This window comes from Staphylococcus casei, from assembly GCF_030294405.1.
In the GTDB taxonomy this organism is placed as follows: Bacteria; Bacillota; Bacilli; order Staphylococcales; family Staphylococcaceae; genus Staphylococcus; species Staphylococcus succinus.
The window spans coordinates 321897-342220 of record NZ_CP125718.1; the positions used below are offsets into that span (position 1 = coordinate 321897).

A 20324-nucleotide genomic window follows, 5' to 3' on the forward strand; every position below is an offset into this window, starting at 1 on the left:
ATTCGTGGATATAACTAAAAGTGAGTGGTGATATAGATGGTAATTAGAAAAGCGACACAGAATGATTTAGTTATGATTGATCGTATGATACCAGCAGTATTTAAAGAATCTATGGACACTAAAATAAACTTAACTGATGAAACCATGCAATCAATGTCCAGAGCGTTAGTACATCAAGGCGCGGCGTATTATATATTTGTAGAAGATGGAAAAGTGAAAGGGTTTATTCTTATAGATTTTAAAACAGATGACATCACTCAACATGATTACGGATTTATATATGAATTATATGTTATAAATATATACAGAAATCAAGGAATTGGAGAAAGCTTATTGAATTATGTTGAAAAAATTTTTCAAGATCATGATATGAGTGAAATTAGATTAAACGTTTATGCGAATAACTTTGCTAAAATGTTATATCAAAAATTAGGGTATCAAGAGAGAAATATAACAATGTCTAAGGTGATTATAAATAAAGAAAGTTAGTGACTTTAACAGGAGATGAGTAATAATTTGATATTCATTTCTGCAATGATTGTAGCGATGGTAGATATAGTTGCGATATGTTTCGTCAGACCAGTTAGTTAGATGTAATAAGATGAAATATAGAATACGCTGTACATAGCATTTTGAATGAATATTATGTGAAGAAGCATATTTTATGAATGAGGCATATATTGTTAAAATAAAAAACTATGATTTTATTACGTATCAAAATTATAGATTAATAGATTATATGTAGTGATATAAAAGCATGGGTTTAATTAGCTGATAGAAGTGCGATTCACAGAATAGTGGAAATATTTCAGTCGTAAACAGATGATTTGTAAATTAAAATAAATTGAGTATAATTTGATTTTGTATAAAATGATTAAGGAGACTTGAATAATGATTAATAATAATTTTGAAGATGTAGTAATGAATAGAAAATCAGTTAAAGTTTTTGATGAACAGGTTAAAATACCACAAGAAGAAATGGATGAAATGATTCGTAAGGCAACAAAAGCCCCATCATCAGTGAATATGCAACCGTGGAGATTTTTAGTAGTAGAAAGTGATGAAGGTAAAGATAAATTACGTCCGTTAATTCGTTTTAACACACGTCAAAATGACAGTTCATCAGCTATGGTAGTGATCTTTGGAGATATGCAAAACTATGAGCACGGAGAAGAAATATATAATAGCGCTGTTGAGCAAGGCATGATGCCTGCAGATGTAAAAGATGAATTACTAGGTAAAGTATTACCATACTATAAAAGTTTATCTAAACCGGAAATGAACGATATTATTAAAATAGATAGCAGTTTAGCAGCAATGCAATTTATGCTTGTTGCTAGAGCGTACGGTTATGATACAAATCCAATCGGTGGTTTTGAACGTGATCAAATCGCAGAAACATTTGGTTATGATTCAGAACGTTACGAACCAGTAATGATTATTGCAATTGGTAAAGAAAAAAATCCTGGTCACGATTCATATAGATTACCTGCTGAAAAAGTAACAAAATACGTATAAAATGTATGTTAATATTGAATGAAAGCGCCGTATGATATACGGCGCTTTTTTTGTGGCTATATCGTAAAAGGTTGACGCTTAGTGGTAAGTGCCAACCTTTATTGTATAAGGTGATTTTTACCAATTTATAATGTTATTTTTTTAGCTAAGCTAGTTATATAATTAAAGAACGCCTCGCGATTAACATTATCTACGACTGAAACAGGTCTACCATTTAGTTGATCAATATAAGTTTGACCTTGACTTGGGCCATCTGTATGGACTGATACATGGACCGTGTGTTGTTGAACGAGTTCTGGTTTACCAACATAAGCCGTTGTTAAGACATCCCACATAAAATAAGTAGAGTTTGTCTGGAAATGTGTTAAAGGTGGTACGGCTGCATAACTAACACCTAAAAAATCAACGCCGGGATAATGACGTTCATTGGCCCACGCTTGTCTTACCTCCCATGTCATGGGTACTTGGTTTGTGCTTTCTAAAGCAACCATATCAATTTTTATATTTGTATCAAAAACCACTTGAACAGCTTCTGGATCCCAAAATGCATTCCATTCTGCTGAACCATCGTGCTCTGGTTCCTCTACATTTCCTCTATCTAGAAAAGTGCCCCCCATCCATACAAGTCGTTTAATATTTGAAACGATTGTAGGCGCAACTGTTATCGCTTTTGCTAAGTCTGTAAGAGGACCGGTAAAAAGTAATGTGACAGGTTCTTGAGCGTTTTGTATTTTTTCAATAATATCCTCATAAGCATGGTGTTTAAGTAGCTTAGATTGCTTAGAAGTAGGTTCATTTAATATAGGTAGTGCATCCATAAAAAAGGCATGCATCCTCCAATCTTTTGGGAATGGGTTTTTGCCGCGTTCTTTAGAAGTAGCAACATGAATAGGCGCTTGTGTAAAACGATTGATAATTTTTTGAGAAGCACTTACTGCTGGTTCCACATAACTGTCTGCCCCAATGGCACTTACGCCAATAAGATTTACATTTTCCATATGTAATAAAAGAAATAATGACACAAGATCATCTACACCGCCGTCATGATTAAAGTAAATTTGTTCCATAATTAAAAAACCTCCGTATTAGATTTCATATCTATTATATCAAATGGATAAATCTGGATATGACGAGTTGTCTAACTCTCTATAACGCGCTATTAAAAACATTTCTCCCTAATATAACGTAAGTATATTAGCAATTTACATATTTTTTGAAATTGTTTATAAAACATTACATAGGCTATGTTATATGGATAAGAAAAAATTAAGGGGTGTTTTTGTTTGTGAAATTCAAAAAAGAGAAAGTGAATCGAGTTGATCCAGATCAATCGAAAAAGAGCATAGTTGCTACAGGAATTGGTAATGCCATTGAATGGTTTGATTTTGGCCTATATGCCCAATTAGCTGTAATTTTAAGCGCGAATTTCTTTGGTAATTTACCTCAAGAAATGCAAATTGTCTCAACTTTTGCGGTGTTTGCATTTGCATTTATTGTTAGGCCTGTTGGTGGTATATTTTTCAGTCACTTAGGGGATAAATATGGACGGAAAATTGTATTATCAACGACGATTTTATTAATGGCTGCTTCAACTTTAATGTTAGGATTATTGCCGACACAGGATCAAATTGGTATATGGGCACCTATTCTATTACTTGTTGTTCGTATGATTCAGTCTTTTTCAACTGGTGGAGAGTACGCTGGCGCAATGACATATATTGCAGAAACTGCACCAGATAAGACACGTGGGAAGTTAGGAAGTGGTCTTGAAATTGGAACGCTTGTAGGTAATATCATGGCTGCGATTATGGCAGGATTAATGTATGCATTATTAAGTGATCAACAGATGATGGATTGGGGTTGGAGAATTCCATTTATCATTGCTGCACCATTGGGGATTGTAGGTATATTACTACGTACAAATCTGGATGAGAGTCCTGCATATGAATCGACATTAGAAGAAAAAGAAGAATTGGAATATTCATACTTGGATATATTTAAATACTATTGGAAAGACGTGATTGTCTGCTTTACGGGTGTTGCTTTCTTAAATGTCGCTAATTATATGGTACTATCTTTCATGCCATCCTTCTTGAATAAGACAATAAACTTAGGTGGTACGATGGGGTCAATATTAAGCATTGTCACAATGATTGTGATGATACCAGCTGTGTTCTTTTTTGGTTGGTATAGCGATAAAGTCGGCAATAAACGTACAATCATTTTTGGTTTAGCAGGATTCAGTTTATTTTCAGTGTTAGCATTTTGGTTAATGAGTATACCGCTGTTACCACTTGTTATAATAGGATTATTTATTATTGCGTTGTTTATGTCTACTTTTGAAGGGGTCATGCCATCGTTGCTACCAAGCATGTTCCATACCAAAGTAAGATTACGTACATTATCACTGGTATATAATATTGGTGCTGCGATATTTGGTGGTTTAACACCATTTATTCTTTCTACCTTAGTAGAAACTACAGGACAAGACATTGCACCTTCTTACTATCTCATGTTTATTAACGTTGTAGGGCTAATCATTTTCCTTACGATGTTTAAATCAACTTCAAACAAATCGTTAAGAGGGTCTTACCCAAATGTAGAAACAGAAGAAGAGTACGAAGATGTCATAAAAAATCCTAAAGATGCACTGTGGTGGGAAAAGGAAATAGAGAAAAAGTAATGTTAAGAAACGTAGTATAGAGTAATAAACTTATACTACGTTTTTTAAATTTCTCAATAGTAATATATAAAAAATATAAAATCCTGTTGAACCAATTCGAAAATATTTAAAATTCGATATTTGAGTAACATTGAAATGAGTGAATTTCGAAGCATTTTATATTAAAAAACGTTGGAAAACACTATATATTGTAAAAGTACAACTAAATGGTAAAGATGTTGCAAATTCGTTTTTTTAAAAGGTTATATAGCGCTTAAAGTACTGGTGTGAAGGCATTTGTGCGCATTTTACTCAAAAAGATCATTTTAGAGTTAATATACCTTTTATGAATAATTGAGTAACATTGATAAAAAATGCTTCATCTACTATGTATAAGGGGGTGAAAGGCAATGAGTTGCACAAAACTTATATGCAGCATTCACCTTAATAGTTCATAAAAATACAATTATATACAATGTTTTAACTTGTAAATGTTGATTTGACTTGAATTCTAATACGAGTATAATAGCAACATATACAAGAGCGTGTATAAGTTTTACATAAACCTTGATATGAATATAAAAGATGAACAGTAGGAGTTTTTATGGGAAAACAGGAAGAAAGTAAAAAGATTAATTTAGCGCAGCTTGTATTGTTAGGCTTAGGTTCGCTTATTGGCTCTGGTTGGTTATTCGGAGCTTGGGAAGCGTCTTCTATTGCTGGACCAGCTGCAATTATTTCATGGATTATAGGTTTTGTAGTTATTGGTTCCATTGCATATAACTACGTTGAGATAGGTACAATGTTTCCACAATCAGGTGGTATGAGTAATTATGCTCAATATACACATGGTTCTTTATTAGGTTTTATAGCGGCTTGGGCAAACTGGGTATCGCTAGTAACAATTATTCCAATTGAAGCAGTTTCTGCAGTTCAATATATGAGCTCATGGCCTTGGGATTGGGCAAAATTCACTTCTGGGTTAATGAAGGATGGTTCAATTAGTAATGCAGGGTTATTAGCCGTATTCGTCATCATTATCATATTTTCATTATTAAATTATTGGTCAGTGAAATTATTGACTTCATTTACAAGTTTAATTTCATTCTTTAAATTAGGTGTGCCTTTATTAACAATTATTATGTTAATGATTTCAGGTTTTGATACAGGTAATTACGGACACTCAGCAGGTGAATTTATGCCTTATGGTTCTGCACCGATATTTGCTGCGACAACAGCATCAGGCATTATCTTTTCATTTAACGCCTTCCAAACAATTATTAATATGGGATCAGAAATTCAAAAGCCTGAAAAAAATATTGCACGAGGTATAGCGATTTCACTTACTTTAAGTGCGGTACTCTATATTGTGTTGCAAAGTACCTTTATTACTTCTATGCCAAGCGACATGATTCATGGTGAAGGGTGGAGTGGTATTAACTTCAATTCACCATTCGCAGATATGGCAATATTATTAGGTTTAAATTGGTTGGCAATTTTACTTTATATAGAAGCAGTTGTATCGCCGTTTGGTACGGGCGTATCATTTGTAGCAGTGACAGGTCGTGTATTGCGTGCAATGGAAAAAAATGGTCATATTCCTAAGTTCTTAGGTAAAATGAATGATAAATATAACATCCCACGAGTAGCTATCGTATTTAATGCGATTGTAAGTATGTTAATGGTATCACTATTCCGTGACTGGGCTACATTGGCAAGTGTTATTTCTACAGCGACGTTAGTAGCTTATCTAACAGGACCAACGACGGTTATATCATTACGTAAAATGGCACCGAAAATGCATAGACCATTCCGTGCAAATATGTTGAGATTTATGGCGCCGTTCTCATTTGTTTTAGCTTCATTAGCAATTTATTGGGCGATGTGGCCGACAACTGCAGAAGTAATATTAATTATTATTTTAGGTTTGCCAATATATTTCTTCTATGAATATAAAACGAATTGGAAAAACACTAAGAAACAAATTGGTGGTAGTTTATGGATTATTTTCTACCTTATTCTTTTGGCCTTTTTATCGTTCATTGGTAGTAAAGAATTTAATGGTATGAATTGGATTCATTACCCATATGACTTCATAGTGATTGCTATTGTAGCATTAATATTTTATAAACTTGGTACTACAAGTTACTTTGAAAGCATCTATTTTAAACGTGCAAAGAAAATTAATAAAGATATGAACGACAAATTAGAAGCACAAGAAAGACGTGAAGTATAAATAATTATAAAAGCAAACTGGACTACTTGAGTTGGATTCAGTTTGCTTTTTTTATTAAAAAGTAGGTATCGCATTTTTACATTTAATAAGATTATAAAATATTATCAAGAAATGACATGCAATATATGCAAAATAAATGCATTTTACAAATCTAAGGTTATCCTAAGCCTATAAAGGCATGAACATCATTTTATTAAATTTAAAATCAGTAGGTTTGCAATTTTTAATGTAATAACAAAATAATTATTTTATTATTAACCTTTGACTAATTGTGAAAAAAAGTGTATTATTTTGAATATTAATTCAAATTTAAGAATAAATATAAAGAAACGAGGGTTTTGATGAACGACTTATTTTCGCTAACAGATCAGTACAGTTCGAATAATTACAGCCCACTCAAATTGGCTTTGACAAAAGGACGTGGCGCTAAAGTTTGGGACATTGAAGATAATAGCTACATTGATTGTATTTCAGGTTTTTCAGTTGTCAATCAAGGGCATTGTCATCCTAAAATTATAAAAGCGTTTCAAGAGCAAAGTGAAAAAATTACCATGGTATCACGAGCATTGTACAGTGATAATCTAGGTAAATGGGAAGAGAAAATTTGCACACTAGCTAACAAAGAAAAAGTGCTACCCATGAATACTGGGACAGAAGCCATAGAAACTGCAATTAAAATTGCACGTAAATGGGGGTCAGATGTTAAGGGTATTGCGGATGATAAAAGTGAAATCATCGCAATGAATGGTAATTTCCATGGACGTACTTTAGGTGCTTTATCTTTATCTTCACAAGAGAGTTATAAAAAAGGATTTGGGCCGCTTTTAGATAATGTTCACTATATTGACTTTGGTGATGTCGCTCACTTAAAATCATTGATTAACAATAATACCGCCGCGGTAGTTCTTGAACCTATACAAGGTGAGGGTGGCGTTAACATTCCCCCAGATTATTTTATTGAAGAAGTACGTCACCTATGCGACGAACATAATATTTTATTTATCGCTGATGAAATTCAAGTAGGACTTGGTAGAACTGGAAAAATGTTTGCTATGGAATGGGAAGGCGTAGAACCGGATATATACTTATTAGGAAAATCACTGGGTGGTGGCCTTTATCCGATGTCAGCTGTTATAGCGAATCATGATGTGATGGATGTATTAACACCAGGTACACATGGTTCTACATTTGGAGGTAACCCGCTTGCGTGTGCAGTATCTATTGCAGCATTAGATGTACTCATTGATGAAAATCTAATTGAACGTTCTGCAGATTTGGGACAAAAGTTGCTTAATCAATTACAACTCATAGATAGCAACATCATTACAGATGTGAGAGGTAGGGGATTATTTATCGGTATCGAACTTAGCGAATCAGCGCAACCATATTGTTTAGAAATGATTGAAAAAGGTGTGCTTTGTAAAGAAACACAAGGTAATATTATAAGACTTGCACCGCCACTTGTTATTAGTGAAGAAGAAATAAATAAAGTCATAAATGTCATTACTGAAGTACTTGAAAAAGGTAATAAATAACAATAAAAAATGTCCGAATATTCAGAAAGGAATGAACGTTATGATAGAAGTTGGGATTGTTGGAGGAAGTGGTTATGGTGCGGTCGAATTGATTCGCTTATTAGAGCATCATCCTCAAGTTAGGATTAAACATATATTTTCACATTCAAAGGTAGATGAACCCATCAATAAGACCTTTCCTCACTTAAATCATTTAACACATCATTACGAAGATTTAAATACTGAAGATGTTACTTGTGATGTGATATTTTTTGCAACACCATCTAACGTTAGTAAACATATCGCCCCTAAGTTAATTGAAAAAAATATAAAAGTCATCGACTTGTCAGGAGACTTTAGATTAACAAACAGAGATGTGTATAAACAGTTTTATGGAGAAACAGCAGCTACACAACAACAATTAGACCGAGCATTTTATAGTATTGCTGAATGGGCCACAACAGATCAAAAGGATTTACAACTTATTGCAAATCCAGGGTGTTTCCCTACTGCAACATTGCTTGCCCTACACCCACTCGTTGATAAGGAAGTAATACAGAACGATTCAATTATTATTGATGCAAAAACTGGAGTTTCAGGTGCAGGAAGATCACTTGCTCAGCATGTGCATTATGCAGAAATGAATGAAAATTTTAGTGCTTATGCAATAGGTAAGCATAAACATAAACCTGAAATAGAACAATATATTTCGCGACTTGCAAAAGAAGAAATAAAGGTAGTGTTTACCCCACATCTTGTACCAATGACACGTGGTATATTATCAACTATATATGTGAAACTTAATAAGCAAATGACGGCTGAACATTTACATGATATATATCAACAATACTATAACAATAAAACATTTGTGCGCATCAGAGATTTAGGTGAATATCCTAAAACTAAAGAAGTGTATGGCAGTAATAACTGTGATATTGGAATCTATGTTGATGAAGAAAGTCAAACAGCAATTATTGTGTCAGTTATAGACAATTTAGTTAAAGGCGCAAGTGGACAAGCAATACAAAATTTAAACTTAATGTATGGATTGAATGAAGCGACAGGTTTACAACAGTTGCCAGTTTATCCATAACTACAAAGGAGCGATGGGATGAAAGATATTGAAACGATAGATACATTAGATCAATTAAATATAGATTTACAAGGTGATGTAAGTTCTCCGTTGGGATTCATCGCAGGCGGCTTACATGCAGGTTTAAGAAGAACTAGAAAAGACTTTGGTTGGATTTATTCTACGACTGAAGCAAATGCAGCAGGGGTCTATACATTGAATCGCTTTAAAGCAGCGCCTTTAATAGTGACTGAAGCTTGTATTAAAAATAATCAAGTGTTACAAGCTATTGTAGTTAATTCAGCCAATGCCAATGCTTGTACTGGTGAAAAAGGCTTGCAAGACGCAAAAGATACGCAAGCATGGGTAGCGAAGCAATTGAATATAACGCAACAACATGTAGGTATTGCTTCGACAGGTGTGATTGGATCATTCTTGCCAATGGATAAAATTCAGCATGGTACAGAGCATGTAATGGAAGAACAATATAATCATGGAGCGTATTTCAACCAAGCTATTCTTACTACTGATACAGCTACGAAACATTTATCAGTACAAGTCGAAATTGAAGGTAAGACAGTGACTATTGGTGGTACAGCTAAAGGATCTGGAATGATACATCCAAATATGGCAACGATGCTTGGCTTTATTACGACAGATGCCAATATTGAAAGTGACACACTTGATGGGTGTTTGAGAGAATCTGTGGATGAGTCATTCAATATGATTACAGTAGATGGCGATACAAGTACGAATGATATGGTTTTATGTATGGCTAATGGACAAGCTAATCATACTACATTAGATGCGTCACATCCTGAGTGGCATAAATTTGAACATGCATTTAACTTTGTAAGTCAGTACCTTGCTAAATCTATAGCAAAAGATGGGGAAGGTGCTACTAAACTGGTTACAGCAAAAGTTAAAGGTGCGATTACAACAGAAGAAGCAAGAAAAATTGCTAAGAGCATCGTATCTTCAAGTTTGGTCAAGACAGCAATCCATGGAGAAGATGCGAATTTCGGGAGAATCGTCGCAGCGATGGGCTATGCCTCAGACTCTATAGTACCAAGTGAGACCTTTGTTACATTAGCTAAAATATTAGTCGTTGATGAAGGTATGTCTGTTGCATTTGATGAAGCGGATTTAAAAGCGAAATTGCAAGAAGATAATATCGTTATAGAAGCAACAGTCGGTCAAGGTAATGGTGAAGCAGCAGCATATGGCTGTGATTTATCATATGATTATGTAAGTATCAATGCTTCATATAGAACATAAGGGGTGTAAGACATGAGTTATATTGTAATTAAAATAGGTGGCAGTACGCTGACACATTTGCATGATTCTACCATTGAAGATATCGCAGCATTAAAACAACAAGGTTATCACCCTATTGTTGTACATGGCGGAGGCCCTTTTATTAATGAAGCATTGGCACAACGAAATGTAGAGCCAATGTTTAAAGATGGTTTAAGAGTAACGACAAGTGAGGTACTCGATGTAACTAGCCAAACTTTAATAGGCAAAGTGAATCCTCAACTTGTGAGTAAGTTAAACCGAACAACATTGCAAAGTATTGGTATCAACGGTTTAGATGCGAAAATTTTTGATATCCAACCTTTGGATGAAAAATATGGTTACGTAGGAGAACCTGTAGATATAGATACAAACGTCATCTCTGTATTGGGCGAAAGTTTTGTACCCGTCATTGCTTCAATAGGCATTAAACAAGATAGTGGTCAGTTGTATAATATTAACGCTGACACATTGGCTTATAAAATAGCACAAGCCTTGAATGCGCCTATTTATTTGCTTAGTGATATTCCGGGCGTGTTGATTGATAATAAAGTACAATCAATACTAAATGCAGAGCGCATTAACCAATACATTGATCAAGAATTGATTTATGGCGGAATGATTCCTAAAGTACAAGATGCCATTCAAGCCATTGAGCTAGGGTGCCAAAAAGTAGTGATCGCCGCGGGCAATGAACCACATATTATTCAGAAACTGCAAAGCGGTCAAAATGTCGGTACAACGATTCAACAATAGTATAAATATAGCGACTATATCATAACGTCAAACAGGACCCCACTCAGATTTAAGTGGGGTCCTGTTTGACGATCTCAATTATATAGATACTTGAGATTGTTTTAGTTTGATATCTAGCTAAAAATAGAACTATGCTGAATGATTTTCAGAATAAGTTGTTAATAATTCGATATAAAAATCAATGAATTTTAAATACATGTCTTTTTCTACACGTTCATTCACTTGGTGTGGCTCACTACCAGGACCAAATACTAGGAATGGGAAAGATTCATCTTTACCACGAAGTAAATTAGAAGCATCTGTGACGCCTCCGATTGGAGCGGCGAGTAAATCTTTGTTAAATGTGCGGTCGCCAATGACTTTAGCTGTATCAATTAGGCTGTTCTTACCAGTTGTAAGTACAGGTTCTAAATCTAAGTATAAGTCACTTTCTAAGTCTGCACCTTGATTATTATGCTTTTCAATCATTTCGTCAAATAAAGCTTTCACTTTATCATTATCGTATTCAGGAATTGTACGAATATTGAAGTCTGCATCTGCTTCTTCAGGAACAGAATTCACCTGTACGCCGCCTTTGATTAAAGTGTTACTGATAACTAAACCTTTTAGTACATCTTCAATTTCATTTTGATCCATTGACGATGGTAAAGCACTGCTGAATTTTTGTAATAAGTTTGTGAAATCTAATGACTCACCTTTAACTTCTTTAGAAATTTTGGCGTAAGATTCGTCAATATCTTGGATAAACTCAATAAGTGGTTTAATCGCGTTAACGCCAAGAATAGGCATTGAACTATGTGCAGATCTACCAGTTGACTTGATACGATAATCCATAGAGCCTTTGTGAGCATAGACAAGCATGTCTTGGCATGGTTCACCAATTACAAGTGCGTCTACATCATCCATATAACCTTTTTCATATAGACTTTGAGAACCTAATTGCTCCATTTCTTCACCAGTTGTAGCTAAAAACTTAATGCGGCCTTTTTTAAGGGCATTAGAATTTTTAATCTCGATTAAAGCAATTGCAAATGCTGCAAGACCTGATTTCATATCAGCCGCACCTCGGCCATATAAGTAGCCGTTATCTTCAGTAAGTTTAAATGGATCATAAGTCCATTGATCACGATTACCTTCTGATACAACATCCATATGTCCAGAAATACCTATAACTGGGCTGCCTTCACCGATTTCTGCAATTAAGTTAGCGCGACGGTCATCTACTTTATCTATTGTTGACTCGATACCGTGTTGTGCAAATAATTTTTGGAAGTATTCGCAAACTTCAATTTCATTATCATTTACTGTATTCATTTCTACAATATCTGATAAGATTTGCACTTTTTCCTCATTTGAAAATGTGCTCATAATATACCACTCCTTTAACAAACTATATAAAGTATACATCTCAATAAATATTTTGATAAGTAAAATGCTTGTGAATAAAAACATTATAAAAATTTTATTATTATAATGTATAATGGTTATCAAAAAAGAATAATTACACGCAATATATTTTGGGATGAGAACGATACGAGAATTTGACTATAAACCTATTTATGAAATAGCCATAGATAGTTAATCATCTTGTTTTTCCATTTATGACTAAGACATAAATGGAGAGTAATCAATCATTAATTAACGAAAAAGAGGAAATACTAAAGTTAAGTAAGCTTTAAAAATAGAAAGGAGTGTATAATCATGGCAAAAGTAGCAATTATTGCAGGAGGGAATAAAATTCAATCTCGTTTAACAGGTGTGGTTGAATATGCCAAAAATTATTTGGATCATGTAGATATCGAAACAAATGTGATACATGTGCACCAATTGAATGCACAAGCTTTAATTACAGCTGATTTTAGTGATTCAACAATTAATAAAGCACATGAAATTATTGCAGAATCAGATGGTATCATTATTGTTTCACCTGTATTTAAAGCAGCGTATTCAGGTATTGTAAAAACATATTTAGATTTGTTACCACGTGAGGCATTTAGAGGGAAGACAGTGTTACCTTTAGCGTTAGGTGGAACATTTGCACATGTGTTAGCAATTCAATATAGTTTGGATCCAGTCATTAAAGAATTAGGTGCAGATACGATTCATAAAGGTAGATTTATATTAGATCAACATATCTTTACCAATAAGGATGGCACATACGAATATGATGATGAAGCGAGAAATGGATTAGATAAGACATTAAAGAAATTTGTCAGTGATAAATCTCAAGTACAAGGTTAGGCAATGATACAAAGGAACGTTTATAAGCCACGACATCGTATCTTCTACTCATAATTAGATACGACATCGTGGCTTTATGTATATATTTAGGATGGACTTAAGTGCCACTGGTGACCTATATCATAAGTTAAGTTAAAGACTGGCGTTTTAATCTTAATAGGATAAGCGATAGAAACTTTTTCTGAAAACAACCATTTTCTATTTTCTGGAGTGAGCAAAATATAACTTTCATCTCGTGTATCACCAATGAAATTTAATTCATTAGGAGAAAACGGACGATGCTCATATGTATCTAGCTGATATTTTGATAAAGCACAGTACACTTCATAGCTATCATTACAGACGAAACCGATCTCACTTATTCTACTGAATTTAGGGTCATCTGTGATGTTGGATACCCTAGCAATCAATTCTACAACATTACCAGAAGGATCATTGAAATACATTGAGTGTGCAACGAATGATTCAAAGTAAGCCGTATGTCTACCTTCCTCCATAAGTAAAAATAATATATTTTGATAGTGTTGCTTCATGTCATAAAAATGATTATAAGGAATATCGATCGCAAAATGATAGTATGGTTGAGATAAATCTGCTGATTTCATAAATTGTAATTCTGTTTCCCCAATGTGAACGATAAAGGTATCTTGATTAATGACTTGAACAGGGCATTCCAATGTTTCATCATAAAATTGTAATGTTTCATCAAAGTTTGAAGTTAATAAGGTAATACTTTCAAGTTTCATATATTCATCCCATCCCATCTCAAGGTTTAACACATAACTATAATTAAGTAATTTAACTGTACTTTATCAAATTAATAAGAAAGATGATAATATTAAGAATTTATAAAGTGAAAATATACTTAATAAACTTCAAATTTCTAAAAAGTATGTTATTTCATAGGTGTTTTCGTCTATAAGATTTTTTAGATAGAAATATGAAATAAAAAGATGCTGAAAAATTTTATAATGAAAAAAAGTGAAACAAAACGAAAATAAATTTGCATTATTAGAAAAAATGAAATAATATTATATCAATAAATGAAAGCGTGTTCTAAAAGTGTGTTAAGCATATAGAGAGTTCTAATTTATTTCATAGGGGTGTGTTAAGTATGAATGGAAAATTGGCTAAGATGGGGATGCCACCAACTTTATTATGGGGGTATATTGGCGTACTTATATTTATGATGGGTGATGGTTTAGAACTTGCTTGGATCAGCCCATACTTACATGATCACGGTTTATCAGTGCAACAAACAGCTATTTTAACTACTTGTTATGGTGTGACAATTGCCATAGGTTCATGGCTTTCGGGTGTACTCGTTGAAATTATTGGCCCGCGAAAAGTGATGTTAATCGGGACAGGATTATATATTATTGGTCATATAATATTCGTTGGCTTTGCAATTCCTTCAATGAATTATGGCTTAATGATTCCTTCTTATGCAATACGAGGCTTTGGTTATCCATTATTTGCATATTCATTTTTAGTATGGGTCGCATATCGCTCCCCACAAAAAAGGTTAGGGGCGGCTGTTGGTTGGTTCTGGTTTGTATTTACTGGAGGATTAAGTGTGTTAGGTTCATTTTATTCATCAATGGCTATACAATTGTTCGGACATTTCTTTACACTGTGGACTGCGATTGTATGGGTTCTTATAGGAACATTCTTGGCAGTATTTGTAAATAGAGATCAATTTGAAATAGAAGATAAGGGGCATGGTTTCAAAGAACATTTAAAAGAAATGAGTGCAGGTATAACAATTTTAAGAAGGGAACCGCGCGTAGCAGTGGCATGTATTGTACGAATTATCAATCAGGCTGCCCAATATGCCTTTCCGTTATTCTTACCGATATATTTAGCATCAAAGGGTATTGCTACTACAACATGGTTAAATATATGGGGAACAATTTTTATAGCAAATATCATATTTAATTTAATATTTGGAGCATTGAGTGATAAAATTGGTTGGAAAAATACGATATCATATATTGGTGGAATCGGATGTGCAGTGTTTACATTAGGTTTGTATTTTGTTCCAGAACTTTTTACAGGTAATGTATTTGTCGTAGGCGCAGTCGGCTTTTTATGGGGAATGTGTTTAGCAGGATTTGTGCCAATTTCTGCACTTGTACCATCACTTGTTAAAGATGGCGACAAAGGGCCAGCGATGGCTATATTAAATTTAGGGGCTGGTTTATGTGTGTTCGCTGGGCCAGGTCTCGTTGCATTATTTTATGATAGTATTGGCGTTCAAGGCATGATGTATTTAATTTTTGGACTATATGTAGCGAGTGCAATTATGACTCGATTTTTAAAAACGCCTGAAGAACGTGCAAGGGTCAAAAAGCAAGAAGCAATCTAGTTATAAAGAAACCAAACGTGAGCAGCACGTTTGGTTTTTCTTTTTCTTAAAATTTTATAAAATAGGCAAGCCGTTTCATAGTAAATACATATAGTGAACGTGCTTAGATAATCATATCTACAACTGGACATAATAAAGACTGTCAATAAAGCGACGAACTTTATCGACAGCCAAAAATAGACCCATGAGTTACTTTTAGTTTAAATAAAAGGTAATAAAATAGTTATGATGCATTATTTTTCTTGGAAGCCACCTGAAATAAATTGAGCAACAATCTGTTTGATTAAAGCAAAGATTTCACTGAACATATCATTACACCTCCATAAGAAAATATTTATATGTATATTGTACTTTGTATTTATACTGTACATATAAATAGTGCGCAATTCGAAAGAAATAGTTCATAATTGTACCTCCTTAAGCATCTTTGATACAAAAATGCATTGAAAAATGTGGTAAACGTTTATTTGGCGTAAATGAACAAAAGCATGAGTGTATTATTAAGCTAATATTTATAAGTTTATTTAATTTTATACATAAAACAGTATATTTATACTTGATTTTTATGGTATTTACCTTTAATATGTATATTAATCTTATAAATACATTGGAGTGATGGAATTGGGGCGTACACAACAGCATTAAACAAGTTACAGAGTTTTAAAGGTAAGCATTTTTTGAAAACATGTGATTTTTCATCAGACGAATTAAATACATTAATTGACTTTACTGGTGAATTAAAAGAGAAGAAAAAGCGTGGTATTCCACATCCATATTTAAAGGGGAAAAACTTAGCACTGCTATTTGAAAAACCATCTACAAGAACACGCTCAGCATTTAGTGTAGCTGCATATGACTTAGGTGCTTATCCAGAATATTTTGGCCAAGGTGATATCCATTTAGGTGTGAAAGAATCTACCGCAGATACTGCTAAAGTGTTAGGTAGTATGTATGATGGTATTGAATTTAGAGGTTTTCATCAAAAAGATGTAGAATCTTTGGCAGAAAATGCAAATGTCCCAGTGTGGAATGGCTTAACCAACGAATGGCATCCGACGCAAATGATTGCGGATTTCTATACATTGAAAGAAAATTGGGGAACATTAAAAGGAAAAACGTTAACTTATGTCGGAGATGCTAGAAATAATGTAGCACATGATTTATTAGTTACTGGTGCCATACTAGGTGTTAATGTGCATATAGCTGCGCCTAAGTCTTTACAACCTGATGAAGCTATTCAAACATTAGCAAAGCAGTATGCCGCACAGTCCGAAAGTGAGATATTAATCACTGATGATGTTCAACAAGCGACGTATCAAACAGATGCCATTTATACAGATGTATGGTTTTCAATGGGGGAAGATCAATCTGTGTTGGAATCACGTATTAATCAATTATTGCCATATCAGGTTAATGAATCTATGTTACTGAATACAATGAATTCGGATGTGATTGTTTTGCATTGTCTGCCAGCTTTTCATGATGTGAATACAGAAGTAGGACAACAAATATATGAAACATATGGTTTAACAGAAATGGAAATTACAGATGATGTGTTCAAAGGAAATCACTCAGTAGTATTTGATCAAGCTGAAAATAGATTACATTCTATAAAAGCAATCATGTCTGTAACATTAGGCGATATATTTTAAAATAATAAACAGATTTTGCGATCTTTAAGTATGTTCTATAATATTAATATTATTTTAATTCAACCAACAAAGTAAAAATACTTTGTTGGTTTTTTGTATTTTGAAAAAGTATTCAAAAATTATGAATAAAAATTAATATCGGAAGACTAATTAACTATAAAGTGAAAAAATTTTTCATAAATGAAAATATTGTTGATTATTATTTTCTCTAACTGTATATTTAGGGGGATTAGGAGGTTAACGTTATGAGTAAATTGTTTGATAAAGCGCAACAATTTGGTAAATCTTTTATGTTACCTATAGCAATTTTACCGGCAGCAGGTCTATTATTAGGCATTGGCGGAGCATTAAGTAACCCCAATACAATTAAAGCATATCCGATGTTAGATATAGCATTATTGCAAAATGTATTTATTTTAATGTCATCTGCGGGGAATATTGTCTTCCAAAATTTACCGATTATATTTGCTGTTGGTGTGGCAATAGGATTAGCGAAACAAGATAAAGGGACAGCTGGATTGGCAGCAATGCTAGGTTTTTTGATCATGAATGCTTCGATGAATGGCTTATTGACTATTACCGACACGATAGCTAAAAATAATTTAGCAGAAGAAGGACAAAGCATGGTTTTAGGTATACAAACTGTGGAAACAGGAGTGTTTGGTGGGATTATTACAGGAGTGATGACCGCAAGCTTGCACAATAAATTTCATAAGATCACGCTACCTACTTATTTAGGGTTTTTTGGGGGTTCTCGATTCGTACCTATTATTACAGCTTTAGCTTCAATATTATTAGGTGTATGTATGTTTTTTATATGGCCGACAATACAGGGATGGATATTTGGTGTAGGTGGTTTAGTTGAGAAAACAGGAATCATTGGCACTTTTTTCTTTGGTTTTATTTTAAGATTATTAGGACCGTTTGGCTTACACCATATTTTCTATTTGCCATTTTGGCAAACTGCACTCGGTGGCTCAATAGAGGTGAAAGGACATATTGTTCAAGGGACACAAAATATCTTTTTTGCACAATTGGGTGATCCAGATGTTACGAAATACTACGAAGGTGTTTCTAGATATATGTCAGGTAGATTTATTACTATGATGTTTGGTCTGTGTGGTGCTGCATTAGCGATTTATCATACCGCTAAACCAGAACATAAAAAAGTAGTTGGTGGGTTAATGTTATCCGCAGCATTAACATCATTTTTAACCGGTATTACAGAACCATTGGAGTTTAGCTTTTTATTTGTAGCACCAATTCTGTATATTATTCATGCGTTTCTAGATGGTTTAGCTTTTATGATGGCGGATATTTTTAACATTACAGTTGGCCAAACATTTAGTGGTGGTTTTATCGATTTCTTACTATTTGGCTTACTGCAAGGGAATGCGAAAACGAACTTTATTTGGGTGCTTCCTATAGGTGTGGTTTGGTTTTTAGTGTACTATGGTATTTTTAGATATTTAATAACGAAATTTAACTTTAAAACACCAGGACGTGAATCTGAAGAAGCAGTACAAACGGTAGACAAAAATGAACGAGCAGAAACAATTGTTAAAGGACTCGGTGGTATAGATAATATAGAGATTGTTGACTGTTGTGCAACAAGACTAAGAGTTTCTTTAAAGTCAAATGAAGCAGTTGATAAGAAAGTGTTAGAATCGACAGAGGCACGTGGTGTGATTCAAAAGGGAAATGGTGTTCAGATTATTTATGGTCCCCATGTAACGACGATTAAAAATGAAGTCGAAGCTTTCATAGAGTATCAACGTTCATAAGACATTTATATAACAAAATTAATATCAGAAACACATATGAAAAATGAAAGTGAATGGTGAGAAGATGAATATTTTAAATTTAAAAAATCGTACAATTGCAAGCCAGTATGTTGCTACGGAACTCATAAAGGTAATGAAAGCAAAACCGAATGCTGTGTTAGGGTTGGCAACAGGCAGTACGATGACGGATGTTTATCGATATTTAGTCACATTGATTAACGCTAATGAGATGGATTTGAATAGTATCATAACTTTTAACTTAGATGAGTATATTGGTTTGGCTCCAAATCACGAGCAAAGTTATTATACGTATATGCACGAGCATTTATTTAATCATCACGAAAGTTGGAACAAAAGTAATCTTTACGTACCCAATGGTATTGCTAAAGATTTACAACGTGCTTGTTCTGATTATGAACAAGCACTACGAAATCAAGGACCGGCAGATATACAAATTTTAGGGATTGGTGAAAATGGTCATATAGGATTTAATGAACCCTATTCCTCATTCGATAGTCAAACTAGGGTCGTAAATTTAACAGAATCTACAATTCATGCTAATAGCTATCATTTTAGCCATATTGAAGATGTGCCTAAACAAGCAATATCAATGGGATTAGATTCCATTATGAGTGCTAAACGAATCATTTTATTAGCTTTAGGTAGCCGTAAGAAAGATATTGTAAAACAATTGATAGAAGGTCAAATATCAGAAAAGTTACCGGCTTCAATATTACATCACCATGGTAATGTTGAAATCATTGTTGATGATGAGGCATATGTAACGAATAATTAAAGGGAAAAGTATTATATTGCTAGACTGCCGACAAAATTTTGTCGGCAGTCTTTTTATATTAAGATAAGCACAACTTCAACTTGTAGACTTTAGTTTATAAGTTTCCTATTAACGTTAGTTCACGTATCACAATTATTTAAAATTTAATATAAAACGTAAAATAACCATTAAATCAACATTGCAAAGTAGAGTTATAAATCATTAATGAATGGATATAGATGTGTTATTTGCAAAGTAAGGTTAGGTTAAGTTGTGGTAACTGATCTTAACATGTTCAATGTTAGATTGAGACGTACAATAGCTATGGAGAATTAGATGGAAAGCAATTTTAGGAGCGCGATGAGCTGATGTAAGTAGAATTATTGCTTTAAATATTAATGAAGACTTGGTGTATTTAACACATAGAGCATCTGTGTGATTCGTAGTGAA

At 33.6% G+C, this 20324-nt stretch carries 16 protein-coding genes; 13 read left to right on the forward strand and 3 right to left on the reverse strand.

Going from position 1 to position 20324, the window contains the following annotated elements:
• Positions 1-36: 36 nt before the first annotated feature.
• Complete coding sequence (locus QMO72_RS01370; RefSeq protein WP_103266319.1) at positions 37-489, forward strand: GNAT family N-acetyltransferase; 453 nt, start codon at positions 37-39, stop codon at positions 487-489.
• Between the two features lie 402 nt (positions 490-891).
• Positions 892-1518 carry a nitroreductase family protein gene (locus QMO72_RS01375; RefSeq protein ID WP_073505433.1) on the forward strand — a complete coding sequence of 209 codons (627 nt, stop codon included), beginning with the start codon at positions 892-894 and terminating at the stop codon, positions 1516-1518.
• A 125-nt stretch (positions 1519-1643) separates the two neighbouring features.
• Here QMO72_RS01375 and QMO72_RS01380 read toward each other — a convergent pair whose 3' ends face one another.
• Entirely contained in the window at positions 1644-2585 is a 942-nt protein-coding gene (locus QMO72_RS01380) for a nucleoside hydrolase (protein ID WP_103266318.1), read from the reverse strand.
• A gap of 218 nt (positions 2586-2803) precedes the next feature.
• Here QMO72_RS01380 and QMO72_RS01385 point away from each other — a divergent pair, with 218 nt between their 5' ends.
• From QMO72_RS01385 to argB, 6 genes are all read left to right on the forward strand, one after another.
• Complete coding sequence (locus QMO72_RS01385) at positions 2804-4201, forward strand: MFS transporter (protein WP_103266317.1); 1398 nt, start codon at positions 2804-2806, stop codon at positions 4199-4201.
• A gap of 583 nt (positions 4202-4784) precedes the next feature.
• A complete protein-coding gene (locus tag QMO72_RS01390) occupies positions 4785-6416 on the forward strand; it encodes an APC family permease (RefSeq protein ID WP_103266316.1) in 1632 nt (543 codons plus the stop codon).
• Between the two features lie 341 nt (positions 6417-6757).
• On the forward strand, positions 6758-7951 hold the full coding sequence (gene rocD, locus QMO72_RS01395) for an ornithine--oxo-acid transaminase (protein WP_103266315.1): 1194 nt from the start codon (positions 6758-6760) through the stop codon (positions 7949-7951).
• A 40-nt stretch (positions 7952-7991) separates the two neighbouring features.
• On the forward strand, positions 7992-9023 hold the full coding sequence (gene argC / locus QMO72_RS01400; protein WP_103266314.1) for an N-acetyl-gamma-glutamyl-phosphate reductase: 1032 nt from the start codon (positions 7992-7994) through the stop codon (positions 9021-9023).
• 18 nt (positions 9024-9041) lie between these two features.
• The gene (argJ, locus tag QMO72_RS01405) at positions 9042-10280 is read left to right on the forward strand and encodes a bifunctional glutamate N-acetyltransferase/amino-acid acetyltransferase ArgJ (protein WP_103266313.1); all 1239 of its coding nucleotides are present in this window, start codon (positions 9042-9044) and stop codon (positions 10278-10280) included.
• Between the two features lie 12 nt (positions 10281-10292).
• Positions 10293-11054 (forward strand): acetylglutamate kinase, encoded by a 762-nt coding sequence (gene argB / locus QMO72_RS01410; protein WP_103266312.1) that lies wholly within the window; start codon positions 10293-10295, stop codon positions 11052-11054.
• 129 nt (positions 11055-11183) lie between these two features.
• Here argB and QMO72_RS01415 read toward each other — a convergent pair whose 3' ends face one another.
• Complete coding sequence (locus QMO72_RS01415; protein ID WP_069823164.1) at positions 11184-12422, reverse strand: ArgE/DapE family deacylase; 1239 nt, start codon at positions 12420-12422, stop codon at positions 11184-11186.
• A 333-nt stretch (positions 12423-12755) separates the two neighbouring features.
• Between QMO72_RS01415 and ssuE the strand changes: the two genes are divergently transcribed.
• Positions 12756-13295 carry an NADPH-dependent FMN reductase gene (gene ssuE, locus QMO72_RS01420; protein ID WP_103266311.1) on the forward strand — a complete coding sequence of 180 codons (540 nt, stop codon included), beginning with the start codon at positions 12756-12758 and terminating at the stop codon, positions 13293-13295.
• Between the two features lie 86 nt (positions 13296-13381).
• On the opposite strand, the gene QMO72_RS01425 is transcribed toward ssuE, so the two are convergent.
• Positions 13382-14041 (reverse strand): hypothetical protein, encoded by a 660-nt coding sequence (locus QMO72_RS01425; RefSeq protein ID WP_103266310.1) that lies wholly within the window; start codon positions 14039-14041, stop codon positions 13382-13384.
• A gap of 368 nt (positions 14042-14409) precedes the next feature.
• Between QMO72_RS01425 and QMO72_RS01430 the strand changes: the two genes are divergently transcribed.
• From QMO72_RS01430 to nagB, 4 genes are all read left to right on the forward strand, one after another.
• Complete coding sequence (locus tag QMO72_RS01430; RefSeq protein ID WP_103266309.1) at positions 14410-15663, forward strand: MFS transporter; 1254 nt, start codon at positions 14410-14412, stop codon at positions 15661-15663.
• Between the two features lie 620 nt (positions 15664-16283).
• Positions 16284-17315, forward strand: coding sequence for an ornithine carbamoyltransferase (gene argF, locus QMO72_RS01435; protein WP_103266308.1), 1032 nt, complete (start codon positions 16284-16286; stop codon positions 17313-17315).
• Between the two features lie 245 nt (positions 17316-17560).
• The gene (locus QMO72_RS01440) at positions 17561-19099 is read left to right on the forward strand and encodes a PTS transporter subunit EIIC (protein WP_103268053.1); all 1539 of its coding nucleotides are present in this window, start codon (positions 17561-17563) and stop codon (positions 19097-19099) included.
• A gap of 64 nt (positions 19100-19163) precedes the next feature.
• On the forward strand, positions 19164-19895 hold the full coding sequence (gene nagB, locus QMO72_RS01445; RefSeq protein WP_103268054.1) for a glucosamine-6-phosphate deaminase: 732 nt from the start codon (positions 19164-19166) through the stop codon (positions 19893-19895).
• Positions 19896-20324 lie beyond the last annotated feature (429 nt).

Coding starts and splice junctions, on each gene's coding strand:
- QMO72_RS01415 (WP_069823164.1), bottom strand. CDS start 12,422: ATGAGCACATTTTCAAATGAGGAAAAAGTGCAAATCTTATCAGATATT.
- nagB (WP_103268054.1), top strand. CDS start 19,164: ATGAATATTTTAAATTTAAAAAATCGTACAATTGCAAGCCAGTATGTT.
- argC (WP_103266314.1), top strand. CDS start 7,992: ATGATAGAAGTTGGGATTGTTGGAGGAAGTGGTTATGGTGCGGTCGAA.
- QMO72_RS01375 (WP_073505433.1), top strand. CDS start 892: ATGATTAATAATAATTTTGAAGATGTAGTAATGAATAGAAAATCAGTT.
- QMO72_RS01430 (WP_103266309.1), top strand. CDS start 14,410: ATGAATGGAAAATTGGCTAAGATGGGGATGCCACCAACTTTATTATGG.
- QMO72_RS01425 (WP_103266310.1), bottom strand. CDS start 14,041: ATGAAACTTGAAAGTATTACCTTATTAACTTCAAACTTTGATGAAACA.
- QMO72_RS01440 (WP_103268053.1), top strand. CDS start 17,561: ATGAGTAAATTGTTTGATAAAGCGCAACAATTTGGTAAATCTTTTATG.
- argJ (WP_103266313.1), top strand. CDS start 9,042: ATGAAAGATATTGAAACGATAGATACATTAGATCAATTAAATATAGAT.
- rocD (WP_103266315.1), top strand. CDS start 6,758: ATGAACGACTTATTTTCGCTAACAGATCAGTACAGTTCGAATAATTAC.
- QMO72_RS01380 (WP_103266318.1), bottom strand. CDS start 2,585: ATGGAACAAATTTACTTTAATCATGACGGCGGTGTAGATGATCTTGTG.
- ssuE (WP_103266311.1), top strand. CDS start 12,756: ATGGCAAAAGTAGCAATTATTGCAGGAGGGAATAAAATTCAATCTCGT.
- argB (WP_103266312.1), top strand. CDS start 10,293: ATGAGTTATATTGTAATTAAAATAGGTGGCAGTACGCTGACACATTTG.
- QMO72_RS01390 (WP_103266316.1), top strand. CDS start 4,785: ATGGGAAAACAGGAAGAAAGTAAAAAGATTAATTTAGCGCAGCTTGTA.
- QMO72_RS01370 (WP_103266319.1), top strand. CDS start 37: ATGGTAATTAGAAAAGCGACACAGAATGATTTAGTTATGATTGATCGT.